Genomic DNA, 22389 nt, shown 5'->3' on the forward strand with positions numbered 1-22389 from the left:
CATAATGGGATGAGGGACTAAAAGATGAAAAAGCTGAGAGTGCTTCAGCAGTTGACGGATGCCGGCGTCGTGGCGGTATTGCGTGCAGACTCGCCTGAGGAAGTTGTGGAAATGTCACGCCGTGCAATTAAGGGCGGTATCAAAGCGATTGAAATTACGATGACTGTGCCATTTGCGCTGCGTGCTATCGAGCAATTATCCAAAGAGTATTCAAGCTCCGTATCACCTGATGCTGACAACTTTGCTATTATCGGCGTCGGCACAGTACTAGATCCAGAAACGGCACGCGCTGCTATATTGGCAGGGGCGGAATATGTCGTTTCTCCAGCGCTTAATCCGGATACGATCAAGCTTTGCAATCGCTATGCGGTTCCTATTTTACCGGGTACTATGACCATTCACGAAATTCAAACGGCATTGGAGCTGGGCGTTGATATCGTGAAGCTGTTCCCAGGAAATCTATATTCACCAAGCGTGATTCCTTCTATTAAAGGACCGTTGCCGCAGGCTAACGTTATGCCAACCGGCGGCGTATCGCTCGACAACCTAAAGGACTGGATCAAAGCGGGCGCGGTTGCGGTCGGTATCGGATCCGATCTAACGAAGGACGCTGTAAAAACGGGCGATTTCTCGCTCATTGAGAAGAAAGCCGCTGCTTATATCGCAGCTTACCGCGAAGCAAAAGGACTTTAATCAAATACCTGACGGAGGCTGCCTCTGTCAGGTTCTTTTTTTTGAAATATAAGAAGGGATATCATTTTCTCATAGTTACGTGACTAGTTTAGAGGAGGAAATCCAGCCAATGCTGAAACGAGAGCAAATTCGAATTCGTGATCCTTACATACTCGTAAATGAGCAAGAGAAATGTTATTACCTATATGGTACAACGGATGAGAATGTATGGTCAGCTCCAGGGACGGGGTTCGATACGTACAAAAGCACCGATCTTGAGAATTGGGATGGGCCTTATCCAGCCTTCAGGCCAGCGCCAGCTTTTTGGTCGGATCATCATTTTTGGGCGCCTGAAGTGTATGTTTACGATAACAGCTACTATATGTTTGCTTCATTTAAGTCAGAGGATAAGCGGCGCGCAACACAGGTTTTAATAGCGGAAAGCCCTCTTGGGCCTTTTGTCCCGCTTACAGATAAGCCCGTCACTCCATTGGAGTGGGAATGTCTTGACGGTACGCTGCATATCGAAGCGGATGGAACTCCATGGATGGTATTTTGCCAAGAATGGGTGCAGGTGAATGATGGTAAAATGTGCGCCATTCCATTGACCGCAGATTTAAAGGAAGCGGCTGGAGAGCCGATCACGCTTTTCTCCGCATCGGAAGCAGCTTGGGCCATTCCATTTGGCGATGATCATAACAACTATATTACAGACGGCCCTTATCTATATCGTAATCAAGCAGGCGAGCTGCTTATGCTTTGGTCAAGCGGTTCGAAAAATGGCTACGCTATTGGGATCGCCCGTTCAGCCAGCGGAACGATTGAAGGGCCATGGACGCAGGATGAGGAGACGCTTTTCCCGCAGGATGGTGGACACGGGATGTTATTCCGCTCATTGGAAGGACAGCTTATGCTTGCCATGCACGCACCCAACAATGAGCCGGATGAAAGAGCAGTATTTATTGAAATCGAAGAGAAGAACGGTACGCTGCAGCGAAAAGTAAAAGCGCAGTTCTTATAACCGATTTGGGAGCTTTGCTTGATTCTGATCAGGAATAGCGTTATAACAGAAACAGGGTCAAAAAAGAGAAAACACAATTGATTAAAGGAGTCGTTCAATTAATGGATTATCGTATTGAGAAGGACACAATGGGCGAGATTCAGGTTCCTGCGGATAAGCTATGGGGCGCACAAACGCAACGCAGCTTGCAAAACTTCAAAATTAGCGGTGAGCGCATGCCGATCGAAGTGGTGTATGCGATGGCTTATATTAAAAAAGCAGCCGCGCAAGCCAATGAGAAGCTTGGCGTTTTGGATGCAGCAAAGTCAGCGATTATTGGTGAAGCGGTAGACGAAATCGTTTCAGGCAAATGGGATGAGCATTTTCCATTAGTCGTATGGCAAACAGGCAGCGGCACGCAAACGAACATGAACGTAAATGAGGTTATTGCTAACCGTGCGAATAACTTGCTTGCAGAACGCGGAAGCGAAGTGCGCATCCACCCGAATGATGACGTAAACCGCTCACAAAGCTCGAATGATACATTCCCTGCAGCGATGCATATTGCTGGCGTAATTGCGCTCGAGGATCGCTTGCTTCCATCTCTTGATCTACTGAATGGCACGCTTCGTGCGAAAGCGGAGAAGTTTAACGATATTGTGAAAATCGGGCGTACTCATCTTCAAGATGCTACACCAATTACGCTTGGTCAAGAAATCAGCGGCTGGTACTCCATGCTGGACAGAACGCGCGCCATGTTAGTTCAAAGCGTAGAAACGATGCGCGATCTAGCGCTTGGCGGTACGGCAGTTGGTACGGGCCTTAACGCTCACCCTGACTTTGCAGTTGCAGTAGCGCAAGAAGTAACGGCGCTTACGGGCAAAACATTTGTAACGGCGGAGAACAAATTCCACTCGCTTACAAGCCACGACCAAATCGTATACACGCATGGTGCCGTAAAAGCGCTGGCGGCTGATTTGATGAAAATTGCAAACGATGTAAGATGGCTGGCAAGCGGTCCTCGCTGCGGCATCGGTGAAATTTCGATTCCAGAGAACGAGCCGGGCAGCTCGATTATGCCAGGTAAAGTTAATCCAACGCAAAGTGAAGCTTTGACGATGGCAGTATGCCAAGTGATTGGCAATGATACGGCTATTTCGATGGCAGCAAGCCAAGGAAACTTCGAGCTAAACGTATTCAAACCAGTTATCATTTATAACTTCCTGCAATCAGTAGCCCTTCTTGCTGATGGCATGGTTTCATTCAACGACAACTGTGCGGTTGGCATTGAGCCAAACGAAGCAGTAATCAAACGTAATCTGGATCAGTCGCTGATGCTGGTCACAGCGCTTAATCCGCATATCGGCTACGAGAATGCGGCTGCCATTGCCAAAAACGCACACAAAAAAGGACTAACATTGAAGGAGTCGGCTATCGCGAGCGGCTTGCTTACTTCAGAGCAATTCGATGAATTTGTTCGTCCCGAAAACATGATCGGAAAGCGTTAATAAATAGCTAAATAAGAAAGGATCAGCTCTTGTCTCATGGGACAAGGTGCTGATTCTTTTTGCTGTACAGAGGTTCATGTTATGATATGGGCTTTTTATGGTATGATACGAGGGGCTGCAATCGCAGCAATACTATTCCAAAAAAGTAGGTTTGTCTCATGCATTTATTGTCTGTAGAACATATAACGAAGAGCTATGGCGAGAAGCTATTGTTCGAAAATGTAACATTTGGCGTAGAGGATGGCGACAAAGTCGGCATCATTGGTGTGAACGGCACGGGAAAGTCCACCTTTCTTAAGGTGATTGCGGGCCTAGAACAAGCTGACTCAGGCACAGTGTCGATCGGCAACCGGGTAACGGTTAGAATGCTGGCGCAGGATCCGGTATTTGCTCCGAACGAAACGACGCTGGAGCATGTGCTTGGCGGAGATTCTCCTCAGCTAAGAGCTGTGCAGGCTTATGCTGCGGCAATGGAAGCGATTGAGCTTAATCCAAGCGATGTAGCGCTGCAAGATAAGCTGATTAAGGCAAATCAGCTTATGGATGAATTTGATGCATGGCAGCTAGAGAGCGATGCGAAGATGGCGCTGTCAAAGCTTGGCATTAATGATTTTGAAGCGAAGGTAGAGACGTTGTCCGGCGGCCAGCGCAAGCGTGTCGCTATGGCTGCTGCATTATTGCTTCCTTCCGATGTGCTCATTCTGGATGAGCCTACGAACCATATCGATAATGATTCCGTAGCTTGGCTCGAAGGCATGCTGCAAAAACGCAGAGGCGCATTGCTCATGATTACGCATGATCGGTATTTCCTTGATCGTGTCAGTAACCGCGTCATTGAGCTCGATAAAGGCCAAGCCCATTTCTATCAAGCAAACTACAGTCGTTTCCTTGAGCTGAAGCTGGACCGCGAGGAGCGGGAAGCTTCAACGGAATCGAAGCGTCAAAATTTGCTGCGCAATGAACTCGCGTGGATCAGACGAGGGGCAAAAGCAAGATCAACGAAGCAAAAGGCGCGTATTGATCGCTTTGAGGCGCTTAAGGCAGATGCACCGAAGCAAGCTGGCGGGAAGATGGACGTATCCGTAGCTTCGACTAGGCTGGGCCGGAAAATCCTTGAAATGGAAAATGTGAAAAAAAGCTTTGGTGATCGGACGCTTATTCGCGATTTTAGCTATATTGCCGTTCCAGAGGACCGAGTAGGCATCGTCGGACGCAACGGAAGCGGGAAATCAACGCTAATGAAGCTGATTACAGGGCAATTAACGCCAGACGAAGGAACCGTGGACCTTGGTACAACAGTCAAGCTGGGCTGGTTCTCGCAAGAGCATGAAGAGATGGATCAGTCTTTGCGAGTGATCGAATATATCCGCGAGGGCGCTGAGCAAGTAAAGACGGCTGATGGCTCGACCATATCGGCGGGACAAATGCTGGAGCGTTTCCTATTCTCCCCTACGATGCAGTGGACACCGATTTCGAAGCTGTCCGGCGGCGAGAAGCGCCGCTTGCAGCTATTGCGCGTGTTAATGAATGCGCCGAATGTGCTGCTGCTCGATGAGCCGACGAATGACTTGGATATTTCCACACTTACAGTGCTGGAGGATTATCTTGACGATTTCCCAGGCGTGGTGTTCGTTGTCTCTCATGATCGTTATTTCCTTGATCGGACAGTAGACAAGATTATCGCGTTCGAGGGCAATGGCGTTATTGCACATCACACTGGCAACTATTCAGATTACCAAGCGTTTGTTGAGAAATACGGCGCTGGAACTACTCCATCAGCGGTTGCAGCCGATACCGCCGTTGCAAAAGCGGCTTCGAGCGCAGAGGTGAAGAGTTCAGAAGCGGCTGTGAAACCCGCGCTTAAGGGACGTACACTCAAAATGTCCTACAAGGATCAAAAGGACTTTGAACAAATCGATGGCTGGATTGAGGCTGCGGAAACCGAGATCAGCGAAATCGCCTCACGCATGGAAGCTGCAAGCAGCGATTCTGCTCGTCTCCTTGAGCTGGCAGCAGAGCAGCAGCAGCTGGAAGAAAAGCTGGAGAAGCTAATGGACCGCTGGGCAGAACTGAATGAATTGGCTGAGCAAATCTCTGCACAGAAGTAAACGAAACCGATTTAACCTAGTTGAAATAGAAAGGCGGCATTGTTCATGAGCAGCAATGAGATTCGTAATATTTATTGTATCGGTCGAAATTATAAACTTCACGCTTTGGAGCTTGGCAATGAGGTGCCTGATCAGCCGCTCGTGTTTACAAAGCCGTCGCATGCCATTGTTCCAATGGCAGGCAACACTGTAGATCTTCCCGGTAATGTAGGCGAGGTGCACTTTGAGCTTGAAATCGTACTGCGGATTGGCCGTGCTTATGAGCCGGGCATCGATCCAGAACAATGCATTGACGGCATGGCGCTTGGTTTGGACTTAACGCTTCGTGACGTTCAGTCCAAGCTGAAGGCTAAGGGACAGCCATGGCTTGCGGCCAAAGGGTTTAAAAACTCAGCTCCGCTTGGTGAATGGCTTCCTTACCCAGGTGCAGCGGCTCTTGCCGAAAAAGAGTTTGTGCTCTTGCGAAATGGCGAAGAGGCGCAGCGCGGCAATGCCAGCGATATGTTATTCAGCGTATCGGAGCTGATTCAATTCGTTGGAGAGCATTACGGGCTTGGCGCCGGCGATCTTCTATTCACAGGAACGCCAGCAGGGGTGGCTGCTTTGCATGACGGTGACCAGCTGCAAGCATTATGGGCAGGTACAGCTGTAGGCAGCTGCAGCGTAAAGCTTGTATAAGATCAATTGATTATCATTTCGCAGCAGCGAGTTTGTTTAGCGAACATCCATAGAATTGTATAAAAAGACAGTTCTTCCCTACTTGGAAGAACTGTTTTTTTATGCAACAATTTATTTAGGGGAGTGTGAGTGTAAGATGAAAGTCGTATGGATTGAGGATGAGCAGCAGCTGCTTCAGGAATGCGCTGATTATTTGCGGAAAGAATCGGTGGAGGTTTATGGCGCTTCCTCATTGACCGAAGCGGAGCCGCTCATTAAGCAGATGAATCCGGATTTGCTGCTAGTAGATTGGATGCTGCCTGGTGGAGCAAGCGGAATAGACATTTGCAAGCGTAATGAAAAAGAGTGGAAGCTGCCCTTCATTATGGTTACAGCCAAGGGTGATGAATTCGATAAGGTGCTGGCACTGGAGCTTGGTGCGGACGATTATTTGACGAAGCCGTTTGGGCTTCGTGAACTAAGTGCGAGAATTAAAGCGGTTATGCGCAGAGCAAGCAAGCATGGGGAACCATCCCTTCCTGCGCCTGACGAATCGATTATTTATAGAGGCCCGCTCATGCTCGATCAGCAGCGCTTCACAGCTGTGCTCAATGAGCACAGACTTGACTTGACCCGTACTGAATTTTTGCTGCTTTGGAAGCTCGCGGCAAATCCAGGCAGAGTGTTTACACGAACACATTTGATGGATGAGGCGCTTGGCGACGGTTTTCTCGGTTATGAGCGAACGCTCGATTCACATATTCGCAATTTGAGGCGCAAGCTGGAGGGCGGCGATGAGAAGCGTGAGCTCATTCAAACCGTGTATGGAGTTGGCTATCGCTTTACGGAGGAAGTACTGTGAAGAGCTATAGCAGTACAAGCATGCATCGTGAGAAACTTAGATTAGTTTACATATGTATGATTGCTGTCGTTGTTGCATTTATTTGTACCTTATGGATGATGAACAGTATCGATCGGACAGAGCTTAAGAAGATGCAGCTGTTTTGGAATGGATACGCCAAGCTTTTTTATGAGTCGACGGGAAGCTGGATCGGGCTTGAGGATCGGCTGCAGCATGATCGTTACATGATTTCCGGACACAAGTCGCTGTCCATTATCGTTTATGACAAAGATGCCATAACCGAGATAGCCACGCTGGCCATTAAGCAAAATACGGATAAAGACGCGCGGAAAATAGCCGTACTCTCAAATGGCTCGATTGTCGGGTATACGCAGGTATCGACTAGAGCTCAGAAACTTATAAGTATGAGAATGGTATTGCCGCCGCTGTTGCTCGCTATGTTGATATACAGCATTGGATTATGGGTTATTCAACGCTCGCACAATGTTTCAAAACAAACGGAGCGGCGAATAGCGGCGTTAATTTGGGAACGAGCCTCTTTATCAGCAAATAATCGTATACACGGGGACAAGCATCTCACGGATGCGCTCGATCAAATAGATGGGCTTGTGCGGCGCGTAGAACGACTAGAAACGGTTAGGCGAACGATGGTAGCTGACATTGCTCATGAGCTTCGAACGCCGATTGCAGTCATGCGGACGCAGCTGGATCATGCCATTCAGGAGGGATTGCCGCTGCCATTAGCGCGTACTGTATCGCTTCATGATGAGACGCTGCGTCTCACTAAGCTGGTTCGAGATTTACAGGAGCTTTCGCTAGCGGAATCTGGCCATTTGTCCTTAAGCAAAAGCTGGTTTTCACTTACCGCGCTAGCTGCGGCGGTTGCTGAGACGCTTGTCGTACAATCGGATGAACATACGATACAGGCAACGGTACAGATGGAGCATGATATTCGTATTTATGCGGATGAAGCAAGGATCAGGCAAATTATTATTAATTTGATTGGGAATGCGCTGCAGCATGCACGCCATGAGCTGCGAATCGAGCTTAGCTTAGAAGCTGGATATGCGGAATTGACGATTCTCGATGATGGTTTGGGAATTGAAGAGGAGGAGCTTGCTTTTGTTTTTGACCGCTTTTATAGAGGAGCTGGACAAGCTAGAGCAAGCAAACGCGGCTCAGGGCTGGGCCTTGGGCTCGCCATAGCGAAGCAATTCGCGCATGCCCACAGCGGAACGCTTGATGTGTCGAGCAGCTATGGCAAAGGAGCTGCGTTTACGTTAAGCCTCCCCATCATCAAAGACTAGCCATCTGCACAAGTTCTGCATATTTGCTCCATTAAGAATGCATATCGATTTGATAAAGTGATAGCATTCAATGGAACAAGGGGTGAGGATTGAAGAGATGATAAAGATAAAGGAATTATGTAAGACGTATGGCAAGGGAGAAGCAGCGGTCAGAGCGCTGCGGGACGTATCTTTTACAATTACTAAAGGAGAAATGGTATCCATTACGGGCGCCTCCGGTTGCGGCAAATCAACGCTGCTGCATATTATGGCTGGCATCGAGTCCAGCGATAAAGGCGAAGTATGGATTGGAGACGCGCCCATTCATTCATGGGAAGACGAAAAGATTGCTAAGCTGCGGCTTGCGAAAATGGGGTTCGTGTTTCAATCCTATCATCTCATCCCGGTGCTGAATGCTTGGGAGAATACGGCGCTGCCGCTCATTGCCGCAGGCAGTGATGCCAATAAGGCCAAAGCGAGAGCGCTTGAAGCGCTCAAAGAGGTTGGGCTGTCTGATAAAGCTAATCAATATCCTAATCAACTATCGGGCGGTCAAAATCAACGAGTTGCTATCGCTAGAGCTATTGTAGGGAGACCCGATATCATTTGGGCAGATGAGCCTACAGGCGCGCTTGATACGGAAACGGCGGATCAAATCATTGGCATGCTGGAGATGCTCAATCGCCATTACAACACAACGATCGTTATTGTGACGCATGATCAACAAGTAGCTGACCGAACATCACGCACCATTCGATTGCAAAACGGACGTGTTATTCATGATGGGGGCGTTTCGTCATGCTAACGTCTCGTCTTGTATGGCGAATGGCGCTGAGTCATCTGAGAAAACAATGGAAGCAGACGTTGATCACGATAATGGCTGGAGCCATCGGGGCTATGCTGATCGCTATTAGTGCCGTAAACTATGAATCGGTCGAGCGAAGCGGGGCAGCTTGGATTGAGAAGCATCTAGGCCCGATCAACTGGAAGCTAACGCCGGAGAAGCTTAATTCTGACGGTTTCTCCGCGGAAGAGGCTGCATTTTTAATAGACTTCTCACGAAAAAGTGACTATACGATTCTTCCCTATGTAAAGGCGGAAGCGGCTGTTTTTGCTGAGGCTGCAAATACGGGTGAGCAATCCATCCTGAAAAATATGCTGTTTATGGGCTTCTCTATGGAGGAAGCTGCAAGGTTTGATCCTGCCTATGAAAACTTATGGACAAATGGCTTGGCTGACGATGAGCTTATTATTAACCATGACACAGCCAAGCTTCTGCATGTTGACGTCGGTGACGCGCTAAAGGTTTCTGTCTCAGGCAAGGATAAGTTATTTCGCATTCGTGCGGTAGTAGAGCAGCGAGGACTCACTGGCTACCAAGAATATGGTGCATTTGCTGGTACAATAATCGGTACGGAGCAAGCAGTGCGTCAACTGTCTGGCCAAGCTGGAGATGGCTATGAGGCTATGCTGGCGGGAAACTCTGATGCATCTGTAAACTTGGGCGGCATGTTTTTTGTTTCAGGGCATACCTACAATGTAGAAAATTTGAAAAGCAAATATAAAAATGAAGTCGATGATATGAACTATTCGATCATTATTGGGATGATCAGTATTGTAGCCGTTATATCGAGCATGCTGTTTATGCGGCAGGTGCTGGTCATGATTGGCGATTCCAGGCGGGAGATGTACGGTATTCTACGAGCAATCGGATTCTCGCGAGACAATATATCTGCGATGTTCATGGTTGAAGCGCTCTTGCTGTCAGCAGCTAGTGCGCTGCTTGGTACGCTGATAGGGTTGTCTGGCGGTTATGGTTTGATTCAATTTTTTTATAGCTTCTATGCTGCGGATTTGTCTCAAATGGCTGGACTCGTTGTGCCGATTACAGCTCATGTTTCAATCCTAACAGCAGCGGCTGTATTTGCTGCAACCTTGTTGTTCCTTCTTTTCATTTCTGGATTAACAGCTCGCAAAGCAAGCAGATTCAATATTGTTGAAGCGCTGCGAGGGCCTTCAGCGGACGGCGGGACCCTGCGAGCGAAAGGGTGGAAACGAACGCGAAACCGCTGGGTAATCGTCGCAGGTTTATCCGCTACTTGTGTTCATTTTATATTTGCATTTATCGATCCGCCTGAATTAACGAATGACAACATGCTTACCATTGTGCTTACTTGGATAGCATCCGTGTTTACAGTGTTATTTATCGCGCTTAATGTAGTGGGGAAAATGACTGTCCCGCTGCAAAAGCTGCTGCGGCTTATTGGTGTTCCGCCGTTGTCCATACTGCTCGCTTTTAAATACCCGAATCAACATAAAGGACGAACGTACACAGCAGCGCTTTTATTTGCACTTGTTATGATGTTGATTGCATTTTTGGTTGGCATTACGCAGCTTATACAGGCTAGCGGGAATGTTGATCGCATAAATCAAACCGTCTTAGGTTTTGGTGGTTATGCTGTATACCAATCTGAGCTGGAGAAGGATAAAATTGAAGCGGTTGCCGCTGCTGACCCGTTGATACAAGAGCATATGAAGGGGAAAGTTGTCGTCGAGCCTTATATGCTTAGTATGCAGGAGAACGGCATAGCTCAAGCTATTATACCCGTTACGAAGGAGCTCTTGCTTAATAACAACTTTGCATTAAATGCACGATCGCCAGCGTTCTCAAGCGATGCTGAAGCATGGCAGGCTGTACTGAATGACCCTGCATATGTGATCCTGCCTGACTATTATAAAGAGAAGTTTCCTATGCCATTATTAAATCTCAAGGCAGGCGATAAGATTACGCTTCCTGTATATAAGAGCAAGCTCCGATCGAGAGAAGAAGCTTGGGTTCCGGCACAGAAACGAGATTTCATTATCGCTGGTTTTTTAAGTAACGACGCAGCTTCCGGGTTAATAGATTTCTATGGTACAACCTTGATGAACAAAAAAGTTGTAGATGAGCTGCGTACGCTTGGTCACAAATGGCCCAACCAAACCGATCTTGGCTTCGTTTTATTCCAATTTGATTATAAAGACATTAAGCTGGCTAAGGAGCTGGAGGAAAGATTTGCACTTGAAGGCGTACTGGCCTTTCATGTACCTTATGTACAAAATACAGCGGAGCAATTGATTAATAAACAAATTGGCTATGGATTCATAGGTTTTACGGTTATATCCGCTCTTATTGGCTTGCTAGGGCTTGCGATTATTTTGTATAGAGCCGTGCGCGAGCGGAGTAAACAGATCGGAATGATGCGCTGCATCGGCGTTCCCGGCAAGTCCATATTTTGGATGCTGTTTATCGAAGGTTTTGTTATAAGCTTGATGGGTTTGTTGTCAGGCTTAGCGATAGGCCTTAGCGGGGTTCATATGTTTGTCGAGAGTGTGAAAGAGGATTTGAAAGGCGATAAGTCGGCCCTCCTGTATGAGTATCCATTCGATATTGTTTTTCCCATTATAGCTGGCTTGCTGTTGGCCTCTCTGCTCATTAATATTACGCCAGCAAGGGCAGCACTCAAGCTCAAAGCGGTTGATGTCCTCAAAATGAGCAGCGATTAAAATGGATGTATCAGGCTAGAACACTAAGCAAATAAAGGAGCTTCGACAGTGAGTTTACTGCCGAAGCTCTTTTTGCATAGGACGAGCAACAATTATTTGCCATTAAAAGCGGTAAGCATCCATACATGCTTCTCAAGTGTCGTATGAATAGCAAGGAGCATGTCGGCTGTTGTTTCGTCGTCAGCCTTTTGTGCGGCCTCCATACCGTCTTTCAGTTCACCGATTAAGGTTGTAAAATCTTTAATCAATTGCTCAACCATTTGCGTCGCATCTTCTTTATTGGATGCTTCTTCAATGCTAGAAGTTTTCAAATAATCTTTCATGGTTGCGATAGGCGTACCCTTCACGGCAAGCAAGCGTTCAGCGATTTCATCGACATGAAGCGCAGCTTCTTCATAAAGCTCTTGGAATTTTGCATGCAAAGTGAAAAACTGGGAGCCCTTTACGTACCAGTGATAATTGTGAAGCTTGATGTAAAGTACGCTCCAGTTGGCGATTTGGCGATTCAAATGTTGTTGTACAGTTGTAGGTGTTGTCATAATGATCATCCTTTCTGATGGTAGTTTGCGCTATTTGCAGTCAGTGAATACAAAAATGGAAAGGTTGATTGCAAATTCTGAATTAAATTAGACTAACTCCTTGTTTATAATTATTACAAACTAGAAGATGTCTGTCAATATGTATACACCATTTTGTTAGAGTTGAAACATCTTATTGGCATTGAAGCTCATTTTTCTTTTTATTACGTAATGGAAGAGGCTATCTGGCGGGATAAAGTAGAGCGCTTACAAAATAATGATTGACAGAAATATACAGGATAAAATATAGTATGAATTATTAAATGAAACGTTTAATCAATTATTTATTAAATTCATATATCGCCTAATTTAAACTCTTTGTTCATAAGTGTTTGACGTAGATGAAACGTTTAATTATTGTAAAGGTGGTTCGTCATGAGTCAGGAACGAATAACGATTAAAGATGTTGCTAAACGCGCAAAAGTATCGATTGCTACGGTATCCAACGTACTGAATGGAACAGGCAGAGTAGCGCCTAACACGGTTCAGTCGGTTCAAGCAGCTATCGCTGAGATGAATTTCACGCCAAGCATGTCCGCCCGCAATTTAAAGGATAAGAAATCATCGCTAATAGCGGTCATTGTTCCTTTCTTGGAGAAAGGCAGACTGCATGACAATCCGTTTTATTGGCAGCTTGTTACGGGCATTGAAGAAGGGGCACGGAACGAGAAGCTGCATGTCCTTCTTGTTGGGGTAGAGCCGGATGAAACCTTTTCATTCGTTCGTGAGCGCCATTTGGATGGTTTGATCATTATTGGCGTATTTGAGGGTTCACCGATATACGAGCGAATTTTAGAGTTGAATGTGCCTTGTGTGTTTATGGATAGCTATTTAAAAAACGATGAGCTGTACCAGGTTGGATTGGATGATGAGCTTGGGGGTTACATCGGAACAAAACATCTGTTATCACTTGGACACCAGAACATCGCATTATTGACCGGGACACTGCTCGAAGAAGGCGTTAATCATAGACGGTGGCTAGGCTATAAGAGAGCGCTGGAAGAAGCAGGGATGACCTACCAAAGCGACTATGTTTTCGAGGTTCCTACCTCCTCCATTGGCGGTTATCGCACGGCATCTCAAATCGCTTCAAGAGGACAGGAGCTAACGGCTGTATTCGCTTTATCGGATGTTCTCGCTATTGGACTAATTAAAGGCTTGCATGATCTCGGTATCGTTGTGCCGCGTGATGTATCCGTAATGGGCTTTGATGATAATCAAAACAGCCATTATATGGTGCCCGGCTTAACGACCGTTCATCAGGATATTGTGCTCAAAGGACAGACGGCTGTGAAATTGCTGACTGCACAAATGGATAAGGATGCTGCTATCGATCGCAAGGTCGTAATTGGAGTCGAGCTGACCATTAGGCAAAGCACAGCAGTAAAGAAATGAACAGAAGCAGCGCGATAAGCAGCAATCTATGAAGGGGGTGATGCCAAACTTCTAGGAGCCTAGGTGAAATAATGCGTCTAAACGGAGGGTGTTTTTTTGAACTGGGCAATAAATCTGCATTTCAAAATAGTGGGGAGTGTTGAATGGATGAAGGTTATAGGGAAAAGGTTGGCATTGTTCGTATTAGCAGCAGCACTTGTATTGCCGGCAATTAGTGTTAATCCAAGAGAAGCAGAGGCATTAACCGCATCGTCCGCGCTTAGTCCAGTTACGCCAAAGGATACGGTGTATCAAATTATTACGGATCGATTTTATGATGGCAACACAAGCAATAATATCCCTCCTGGCTCCTCCGCTGCTTTATTTGATGATGCGAATGGCGATGGCAAAGGGGATGGCAATGATTTAAAGCTTTATCAAGGCGGAGATTGGCAAGGGATTATCGACAAAATTCCTTATTTGAAAAATATGGGTGTAACAGCTGTATGGATATCCGCGCCTTACGAGAATAGAGATACTGTAATTGAGGATTATCAGCCTGGCGGCAGCATGAATAAATGGACGAGCTTCCATGGATATCATGTTCGCAATTATTTTGCAACGAATCAGCATTTTGGGCTGATGAAGGACTTTGAGAATCTTCGTGATGCTCTCCATAATCAAGGAATGAAGCTGGTCATTGATTTTGTAACGAATCATACGAGCCGCTGGCAAAACCCGACTAACGGCAATTCTCCAGAAGACGGTAAGCTCTATGAGCCGGATAAAGACGCAAGCGGCAATTATGCCTTTAATGCTGCTGGCAACCCTTACGATTACAACAACGATGGCAAAATAGAAAACCTAATCGCCGACCCGAATAATGATGTAAACGGCTGGTTTCACGGATTAGGCGATCGCGCAGGCGACAATTCTCGTTATGGCTTCCGTCATAAGGAACTCGGCTCGCTTGCAGATTTCTCGCAAGAGAATGCCAATGTCGTTGCGCATTTGGAGAAGGCAGCGACGTTCTGGAAATCAAAGGGGGTTGATGGCTTCCGCCATGATGCGACGCTGCATATGAACCCTGCCTTCACGAAAGGCTTGAAGGATGCCATTGACTCCGCTGCAGGCGGCCCGCTCACTCATTTTGGTGAATTTTTTATCAGCAGGCCTGACCCAAAATATGATGAATTCCGTACCTTCCCTGACCGTACGGGCGTGAATAATCTTGATTTTGAATTTTATCGTTCAGCAACAAATGCTTTCGGCAACTTCTCCGAGACGATGTCTACTTTCGGTAATATGCTGACACAAACGAGCGCCGATTATTCCTATGAGAATCAAGCGGTAACATTCCTCGACAACCACGACGTTACACGGTTCCGTTATATTCAATCGAACAATAAACCTTATCACGCTGCGCTCGCAACGCTTATGACATCACGTGGAACACCAAATATTTATTATGGTACGGAGCAGTATATGTCCTCCGCGGACAGCAGCGATATTGCTGGTCGTTCCTTTATGCAGAAGGCGGCTGCTTTCGATGAGACGACAACTGCTTTCAAAGTGATCAAGAATCTATCGGCCTTGCGTCAGTCCAACGAAGCGATCGCTTATGGTACAACTTCCATTCTGTACAGCACAGACAATGTTCTCGTTTATCAGCGTCAGTTCTACGACAAGCAAGTGATTGTCGCTGTAAATAGACAGCCAGATATTTCGTATACGGTTCCTGCAATTAATACAACGTTGCCTGTAGGAACTTACACAGATGGATTGTCCGGCCTGCTAATGGGCGCGTCGAATACGGTTACGAGCGTATCAGGGCAAAATAAAATTTCCAGCTTCACGCTTTCAGGCGGCGAGGTTAACATTTTGGCGTACAATCCATCGCTTGGCACTACGGTTCCAAGAATCGGAGATGTTGTTTCTACTTCAGGACGCCCAGGCAATACCGTTTATATTTACGGAACGGGCTTAGGCGGCACGGCTACCGTTAAATTCGGTACGGTTGCTGCGACGATCGTATCTAACAATGATACGTTTATCGAAGCTGTCGTTCCAGCTGTAGCTGCCGGTTCACGCAGCATTACGGTTACGAAAGGAACAAATGTCAGCAATAGCTTTACTTACGAGGTACTGTCGGGTGATCAGGTGCAGGTCATCTTTAAGGTCAATGCCACAACGACAGTTGGACAAAATATTCATATCGTCGGCAGCATTCCTGAGCTCGGCAGCTGGGATGCAGCTAAATCGACGGAAGCGATGATGAATCCGAACTATCCAGTATGGTTCCTGCCGGTAAGTGTGCCGAAAGGGACGACCTTCGAATTCAAGTTCATTAAGAAGGACAGTCTCGGCAATGTCATCTGGGAGAGCGGAACGAACCGCTCGTTTACTTCTCCTGCGAGTTCGACAGGCACGTCTGATACTGCTGTCTACAATTGGTCTTGATGTAAATCAGCAGCGCGGAATTCAAGCATAAAAAAACCCGACGGTTCAAGCAACCGTCGGGATTTCATTTATTTGTGATTTTTTAAAATCGGATAGAGCAGGTTTTACTTTGTTTTACTTTGCTTCCGCTTCCGCAAGCATGAAAATCGTCAATATAAACATGGCATGCGACCAAGTAAGCGGGACAACCCAAGCGGTTTCGCCGGTGTTTTTGTCTACTTGCTCTGGCAGGAGGCCGGTCTCCGTACGATGGTCCATCGCCCACTTCAGCAATTGCTTCGCTTCATCAATGCTGCCGGTTTGAATGCGATAGTGAGCAAGCCATAGTGTAGTGAGAATCCATGGGTTACCGCCAATATAAATATCGTCCTCATAGCGCTTAATTCCGCCGACGCCCGGTACAGTCAATGCAGCTTCAACTGCATCAGCAGTGCGGCGCATGGATTCATCATCTGCCGCTACCGCTCCAAACGGTACAGCGATGCCAAGCAGGCTGATATCAATTACAGCATCATGATCGAGAACATGCTTCTTGTAGCCTTTATTGCTTTCAGTCACATAACCAGTTGAGCCAGCTGCCAAGGCTTGCTCGTATTTGCCTGCGTTTACCGTTAGGTCAACTCCGCGGTAGAATCGGCCGCCTTCCTCGTTCCAGCATAGCTCTTTGATCGCTGCTGAAATCCGCTCCGCAGCAGCAGTCCATTCAGCTGCAAGCTCAGGTTTGCCTGCTAGCTCGGCAAAGCTCGCTGCTGCCGTCAACCCGCCGTATACAGCGGCTGAGGAGTACGTATGCGACGCTTCACGCTCTTCCCACAGGTCGATGCTAGGCTTCGGCAAGCCGCTCTCTGCATCGAGGAAGCTCATCAAGAAGGATGCGCCTTTCTCTACAGCAGGCCATACCTGCTTAGCGAAGTCAGAGTCCTTTTTCTCCAAATAATGCTGCCACATTCCCCAAAGAATCGACGAGCCTTCATCAATTTGCAAACCCCATGACGGTGCTAAGCTGCCATCATGATAATGCCGCTGCTGCCATGAACCATCTGGTGATTGGGCAGAAAGCGTCCATGCATAGAAGCTGTCGGAGAGAGCGCCAAGACCTGCTTTATCAAGCGCAGTCGTAATGAATGCGGCATCCCGGCCCCAGCAGTAGGAATAACCCCCGCAGCGCGTGAAATTTTCATCGAATTCTGGAGCAGCGATAATACTGCCCGTTTGCTCATCGGACATGAGCTTGAACATCAGCAGGGAACGGTCATATAGATCTGATATTTCGTTGTCATCAATCGGACAAGGGGCAGCGGCAGCCAAAAATTCATGCCAGTAGGTCGTCGTTTCTTGGACCCATTCTGCGCTTGTTTTGCTTTTTGCAGTACGCATTTGTAGCAGTACGCTTTCTTCATCATGGCCGGCTGTTATATAAACGGGAATCGTTACGGATGCGCCTGCTGCAAGCTCATTGATACGCCAGTTCAACGCACCATCTGGCTTCATATCAATGTTATTGCCGTTTAACTCACCATGCTGAACGTTATCCCAGTTGATTCCTGATTGATAACCTGTGCATACGTTTGCACTTGAAAGCGCAAAATAATACTTATGGCGGAAATGAACCAAGGAGTCTTCAGCGGCATTAAACATAGTTGTGTTATATAGATTATTCTCGCTTACGAGAAATGAAGAGTGAACGATAAACGAGAAGGAAGCAGCTTGATCGCTGACGTTTGTGAACGTGTATTCACGAACGATAATATCTTGGCCGGGAACAGCAAAATGTAAGCTGTCCACTTGAACGGGCTGTTGGTCAGTACGAGCATTCACTTGCAAAATGTTTGTTTTTGCAACATATGCCGTCTCATGAGTGAAGCCGTTCGTTTCTTCATCAAACCAGGAAACAGGGGATTGCGCCCACTGAATTCCTGTGCGGATAGCGTCTACATGCTGCGGCAAATCAATGTTCGGCCACCACAGGCGATACATTTTGCCTGTGCGGCCAAGCGATGCGAGAAACTTGGAATTGCCGATAATGGCATCCACTAAAAATGGTTTTTTATTTGACATGCTGTCAACTCCTCTTGGATACGGTTTGAATCGATGATTCGCGAACGATCAGCCTATGCGGAATAATCATTCTGTTCTGGTGTATGCTTTCTTCTTGTATAAGACGAATCAACATTTGTGATGCGGTATAGCCGAGCTGATAGGTTCCGATATCTATCGAGCTGATCGGCGGTGTTGCAAGTTCGGACAATGCAATGTTATTGAAACTTACGATGCTAAGATCATCAGGCACCTTGTACCCAAGCTCTGTCAGGCCGCGCAATACGCCGAATCCGACCACATCATCGATGACAACAAGGCCGCTAGGTCTTTCGGGCAGGCTCATCATAAATGACATGGCACGATAGCCGCTTTGCTGAAGAAACTCGCCTTCAACGATCCATTCGGATCGAACAGGCAAACCGGCTTCGGACATGGCTCTGCGGTAGCCTTCCATCCGGTCATGTGCAACGGTTAATGATGGTGGACCGCTAACAAAACCGATTCTTTCATGGCCTTGGACAATGAGATGCTGCGTCGCATCATAAGCTGCTTGCTCATTGTTATTATCGACTGATAATATATTAGGCCGATTTTCTGTGCGGCCTATTAATACTGTAGGAAACTTATGTTTGTCCAATAGGTCGATTAAAGGGTCATTTACCCGAGAGGATAACAAGATAACGCCGTCAACTCGTCTACCGAATACAAGACGTGATACGGTTTCCGTCTCGTCGCTTGGCGACGTCGCTGCGGTAAGCAGCATATCGTATCCCGCTCTTGTCGATTGCGTCAGTATTCCGCGAAGCAATTCACCGAAGAAAAAGTCTTGAAACAGCTCTTCAGCTGGTCGAGGCAGCATAATGGCTAAGGTTTGTGTTGTTTTTGATACCAGACTCTTCGCCATCACGTTAGGATGATAGCCCATTTCTTCCATATACCGTTTGACCTTCTGAGAGGTTGCCTTGCTAATTCTAGGATGATTAGAGACGACTCTTGATACAGTGGAAGGAGATACCCCTGCAGCTTTTGCAATATCTTTAATGGTTACCATATTAAGTTGAACCCCCACCCGCGCAAACGTGCTTGCTTTATATGCTTCATCCTAATGCAACTGTTGCCTAAAAGTAAATATATATCTAAAGTAAGCGTTTCACAAATATTGAAAAACTGAATGAGAAAGAGAATATCGAAGAAAATTGAAGATAACTCCGTATTTATTCGGAATATTGAACTGTGCAAACGTTTTAACAAACTGTGCACCTTGTTGTATGATGAATCCACGAATAGAACGCTTTCAAAACAATTCTACTATGTTTTCAGCTGTGAAACGGCATAAAAACCGCTCACAAATTATTTTTTAGTAAGATTTGTACAAACGTTTGCGCATTGTTGAGCTTACCAATTTATGATGGAAGTGAGCTTTTCAGAACGATGAATAAAACGTTGGTGCGAATGCAGCATACTAGAAAAGAAGCCTGAGGAATTGTTGGAACGCCGCGAATTCAAAAAAAGGCATGAAACACATTATGGAGGGGGATCACCTAGCATGAAAAAGTGGTTTGTAATGTCATTAATCACAGCCTTGTTTATCGTTTCCGCTTGTGGTGGAACAAATAAGGCAGAAAACACAGAGAAAACTGGAAATGCAACAAATGCTCCAACGAATAATACACCTGCTAACGAAGGTACTGCATCGGAAGAGATCGTTCCTGAAGAAGGCGCATCACTGCTTATATGGGAAAGTAAAGAAGAACGTCCTTTCGTTGAAGCCATCGCGAAGGAATTCACTGCAAAATACGGCATTGAAATTAAATTCGAGGAAATCGGCGCAGGCGATCAAGTAAACAAGCTGGTTACAGACGGCCCTGCAGGTCTTGGCGCTGACGTTGTTCTTTTCCCGCATGATAACCTTGGTAAAGCAGTAACAGCTGGATTGGTTTTGCCAAATGACTACTATGAAGAGCAATCAAGAAGCGCAAACTCGGAAATTGCAGTAAATGCAGTATCTTATGACGGCGTGCTTTATGGATACCCGCGCTCGGTAGAAACATACGCACTATTTTATAACAAAGCACTAATCAAAGAAGCTCCAAAAACGTTTGATGAGGTAGTAGCATTCTCGAAAACGTTCAACGATACGAAAAACAACAAATACGGTCTTATGTGGGATGTAGGAAACTTCTACTTCAGCTATCCGTTCATCTCAACTGGCGGTTATGTATACGGCGATAACGGTCAAAACAAAGACGATATCGGCCTTAACACAGAAGGCGCAATCGCTGGCTTGAAATACTACGGTTCATTGAAAGACAGCATTTTGCCGCTTAACTCAGGCGATATCAACTACGATATTAAAAAAGGTTTGTTCATCGGCGGTACACTTGCAATGGATATTAACGGACCTTGGACTATCGGCGATTACAGAAACGCTGGCATCGATTTCGGCGTAGCTCCATTGCCTAGCATCAACGGCCAACCGGCTTCTTCCTTCTCAGGCATTAAAGCTTGGTATGTTAACTCATTCTCGAAATACCCGAATGCAGCACGTCTATTCTCTTATTATGCATCTACAAAAGAAGCTCAGTTGAAAAACTTTGAACTGACAGGCGCTATTCCTGCGAACACAGAAGCAGCAGCAGATCCTACTGTACAAGGCAATGAAGTGGTAAAAGGTTTCTTGGAGCAATTCAACCAATCGACGCCAATGCCTTCCATCCCTGAGATGGGCAATGTATGGACTCCTATCGGAGCAGCATTTGCTGATGTTTGGAACTCTGGCAAAGATGCAAAAGCAGCTTTAGACAATGCCGTGCAACAAATTAAAGACGCTAACAACGGCGCAGCGGCATCGAAATAACATCATATCAACGGTTTCACCCGCCGAATTCCTTCGGCGGGTGAACCGATGTTTTATAAGCCGTTATTTCCATATTGGAATCGGCAAGTTGTTTTTTTTTTAGATGAGAGGAAGGGAGCCAGGCGGGATGAATCGTCATCGCAGCACCGCGGCTATATTGTCGTTACTCGTAATGGGTCTTGGGCAATTGTATAACCGCCAATTTATAAAAGGCTTAATTATGCTTGCTGTTGAAGCAGCGGCGCTCATGTATTTTATTCCAAACCTAGGAAGAGCGATTTGGGGAGTTGTCACGCTCGGAGAGAAAACGCAAGGGCTTGAGAAAATAGGTAAAATCAGTGTTCGTGTAGAGGGAGACCATTCGATCTTTCTTCTAATCAGTGGATTAATAACGTTAATTTTATTCCTGCTATTTGTCTTTATCTATGTTATGAATATCCGCGATGCTTATCTGAACGGCAAGCAAAGAGACGCAGGAGTGGCGCCAGCAAGCTTTCGGAAGACGTGGGCTTATGTAACGGATCGTAATTTTCCGCACTTACTGCTTACGCTTCCGGCGCTCGGTGTATTGTTTCTAACGATCATGCCGATTATCTTCATGATTATGCTTGCTTTCACCAACTACGCATCGCCTGATCATATTCCGCCAGCTAAGCTGGTTGACTGGGTAGGCTTCCAAACGTTTGCTAATCTATTGACTTTGAAAACGTGGAGCCATACATTCGTTGGCGTATTTACTTGGACGATTGTATGGGCTGTTATTGCAACGGTAACGACGTATTTCGGCGGTTTGTTAGTTGCGCTGCTAATTGAGCAAAAAGGCATTCGTTTTAAAAAGCTATGGCGGACATTGTTCATTATTCCTTATGCCATTCCGCAATTGATCTCCTTGCTCGTCATGAGAAATTTGTTTAATGGACAATTTGGTCCGATCAATCAATACTTAAAGTTTTTTGGTATGGGCAAGCTGCCTTGGCTGACAGATCCATTTTGGGCAAAGGTAACGGTTATTATCGTTAATATGTGGATTGGTATCCCGGTTTCAATGGTACTTATTCTAGGCGTATTGACTGCAATTCCGAAAGACCTGTACGAAGCTGCCGATGTTGACGGCGCAACAGGCATACAGAAATTCCGTATTATTACGATGCCATTTATTTTGTTCTCGACGGCACCGATTCTGATTACACAGTTCGCTGGCAACATGAATAACTTTAACGTTATTTTCTTGCTCACGAACGGTGACCCGGTTAAAGGTGATTACCAGTACGCCGGCAGCACGGACTTGCTTGTAACCTGGTTGTATAAGCTAACGCTGAACAACAGTCAGTTCAATATGGCATCCGCGATCGGTATCATCATTTTCTTGATCGTAGCGTCGTTCTCTATTTATAACTATCGCCGCTCACGGTCATTTAAAGAGGAGGATATGATTCAATGA

16 protein-coding genes are annotated in these 22389 nt (G+C 46.4%); 13 read left to right on the forward strand and 3 right to left on the reverse strand.

Annotated elements, in window-relative coordinates; genetic code table 11:
• The first annotated feature begins 24 nt into the window (after positions 1–24).
• From MHH56_RS04140 to MHH56_RS04180, 9 genes are all read left to right on the forward strand, one after another.
• A complete protein-coding gene (locus MHH56_RS04140; RefSeq protein ID WP_076268815.1) occupies positions 25–693 on the forward strand; it encodes a bifunctional 2-keto-4-hydroxyglutarate aldolase/2-keto-3-deoxy-6-phosphogluconate aldolase in 669 nt (222 codons plus the stop codon).
• 109 nt (positions 694–802) lie between these two features.
• Positions 803–1693, forward strand: a complete 891-nt coding sequence (locus MHH56_RS04145; RefSeq protein ID WP_339206801.1) for a glycoside hydrolase family 43 protein — start codon at positions 803–805, stop codon at positions 1691–1693.
• A gap of 101 nt (positions 1694–1794) precedes the next feature.
• Positions 1795–3180 (forward strand): class II fumarate hydratase, encoded by a 1386-nt coding sequence (gene fumC / locus MHH56_RS04150; protein ID WP_076268818.1) that lies wholly within the window; start codon positions 1795–1797, stop codon positions 3178–3180.
• A gap of 158 nt (positions 3181–3338) precedes the next feature.
• A complete protein-coding gene (locus MHH56_RS04155; RefSeq protein ID WP_339206803.1) occupies positions 3339–5288 on the forward strand; it encodes an ABC-F family ATP-binding cassette domain-containing protein in 1950 nt (649 codons plus the stop codon).
• A 45-nt stretch (positions 5289–5333) separates the two neighbouring features.
• Positions 5334–5966 carry a fumarylacetoacetate hydrolase family protein gene (locus MHH56_RS04160; RefSeq protein ID WP_339206804.1) on the forward strand — a complete coding sequence of 211 codons (633 nt, stop codon included), beginning with the start codon at positions 5334–5336 and terminating at the stop codon, positions 5964–5966.
• 136 nt (positions 5967–6102) lie between these two features.
• On the forward strand, positions 6103–6807 hold the full coding sequence (locus tag MHH56_RS04165; RefSeq protein WP_076268821.1) for a response regulator transcription factor: 705 nt from the start codon (positions 6103–6105) through the stop codon (positions 6805–6807).
• Positions 6804–8114, forward strand: a complete 1311-nt coding sequence (locus MHH56_RS04170; protein WP_339206805.1) for a HAMP domain-containing sensor histidine kinase — start codon at positions 6804–6806, stop codon at positions 8112–8114. Before MHH56_RS04165 ends, MHH56_RS04170 begins: the two co-directional genes overlap by 4 nt.
• A 97-nt stretch (positions 8115–8211) precedes the next feature.
• Positions 8212–8898, forward strand: coding sequence for an ABC transporter ATP-binding protein (locus tag MHH56_RS04175; protein WP_339206807.1), 687 nt, complete (start codon positions 8212–8214; stop codon positions 8896–8898).
• Positions 8892–11639 carry an FtsX-like permease family protein gene (locus tag MHH56_RS04180; RefSeq protein ID WP_339206808.1) on the forward strand — a complete coding sequence of 916 codons (2748 nt, stop codon included), beginning with the start codon at positions 8892–8894 and terminating at the stop codon, positions 11637–11639. The genes MHH56_RS04175 and MHH56_RS04180 overlap by 7 nt, the downstream gene beginning before the upstream one ends.
• Positions 11640–11731: 92 nt before the next feature.
• Here MHH56_RS04180 and MHH56_RS04185 read toward each other — a convergent pair whose 3' ends face one another.
• Entirely contained in the window at positions 11732–12178 is a 447-nt protein-coding gene (locus MHH56_RS04185) for a Dps family protein (protein ID WP_339206809.1), read from the reverse strand.
• A 414-nt stretch (positions 12179–12592) separates the two neighbouring features.
• Between MHH56_RS04185 and MHH56_RS04190 the strand changes: the two genes are divergently transcribed.
• Together MHH56_RS04190 and MHH56_RS04195 are read left to right on the forward strand one after the other, a co-directional pair.
• Entirely contained in the window at positions 12593–13612 is a 1020-nt protein-coding gene (locus MHH56_RS04190) for a LacI family DNA-binding transcriptional regulator (RefSeq protein ID WP_339206811.1), read from the forward strand.
• 96 nt (positions 13613–13708) lie between these two features.
• Positions 13709–16051 (forward strand): alpha-amylase family glycosyl hydrolase, encoded by a 2343-nt coding sequence (locus MHH56_RS04195; RefSeq protein ID WP_339206812.1) that lies wholly within the window; start codon positions 13709–13711, stop codon positions 16049–16051.
• Positions 16052–16165: 114 nt separating this feature from the next.
• Here MHH56_RS04195 and MHH56_RS04200 read toward each other — a convergent pair whose 3' ends face one another.
• Together MHH56_RS04200 and MHH56_RS04205 are read right to left on the reverse strand one after the other, a co-directional pair.
• The gene (locus MHH56_RS04200) at positions 16166–18109 is read right to left on the reverse strand and encodes a glycoside hydrolase family 15 protein (protein WP_339206813.1); all 1944 of its coding nucleotides are present in this window, start codon (positions 18107–18109) and stop codon (positions 16166–16168) included.
• 4 nt (positions 18110–18113) lie between these two features.
• Positions 18114–19142 carry a LacI family DNA-binding transcriptional regulator gene (locus MHH56_RS04205; protein ID WP_076268828.1) on the reverse strand — a complete coding sequence of 343 codons (1029 nt, stop codon included), beginning with the start codon at positions 19140–19142 and terminating at the stop codon, positions 18114–18116.
• Positions 19143–19637: 495 nt separating this feature from the next.
• On the opposite strand from MHH56_RS04205, the gene MHH56_RS04210 reads away from it, so the two are divergent.
• Both MHH56_RS04210 and MHH56_RS04215 read left to right on the forward strand, forming a co-directional pair.
• The gene (locus MHH56_RS04210) at positions 19638–20948 is read left to right on the forward strand and encodes a maltose ABC transporter substrate-binding protein (RefSeq protein ID WP_339206814.1); all 1311 of its coding nucleotides are present in this window, start codon (positions 19638–19640) and stop codon (positions 20946–20948) included.
• Between the two features lie 127 nt (positions 20949–21075).
• Positions 21076–22389 carry a sugar ABC transporter permease gene (locus MHH56_RS04215; RefSeq protein ID WP_076268830.1) on the forward strand — a complete coding sequence of 438 codons (1314 nt, stop codon included), beginning with the start codon at positions 21076–21078 and terminating at the stop codon, positions 22387–22389.

It is taken from the genome of Paenibacillus sp. FSL K6-3182, from assembly GCF_037976325.1.
GTDB lineage: Bacteria > Bacillota > Bacilli > Paenibacillales > Paenibacillaceae > Pristimantibacillus.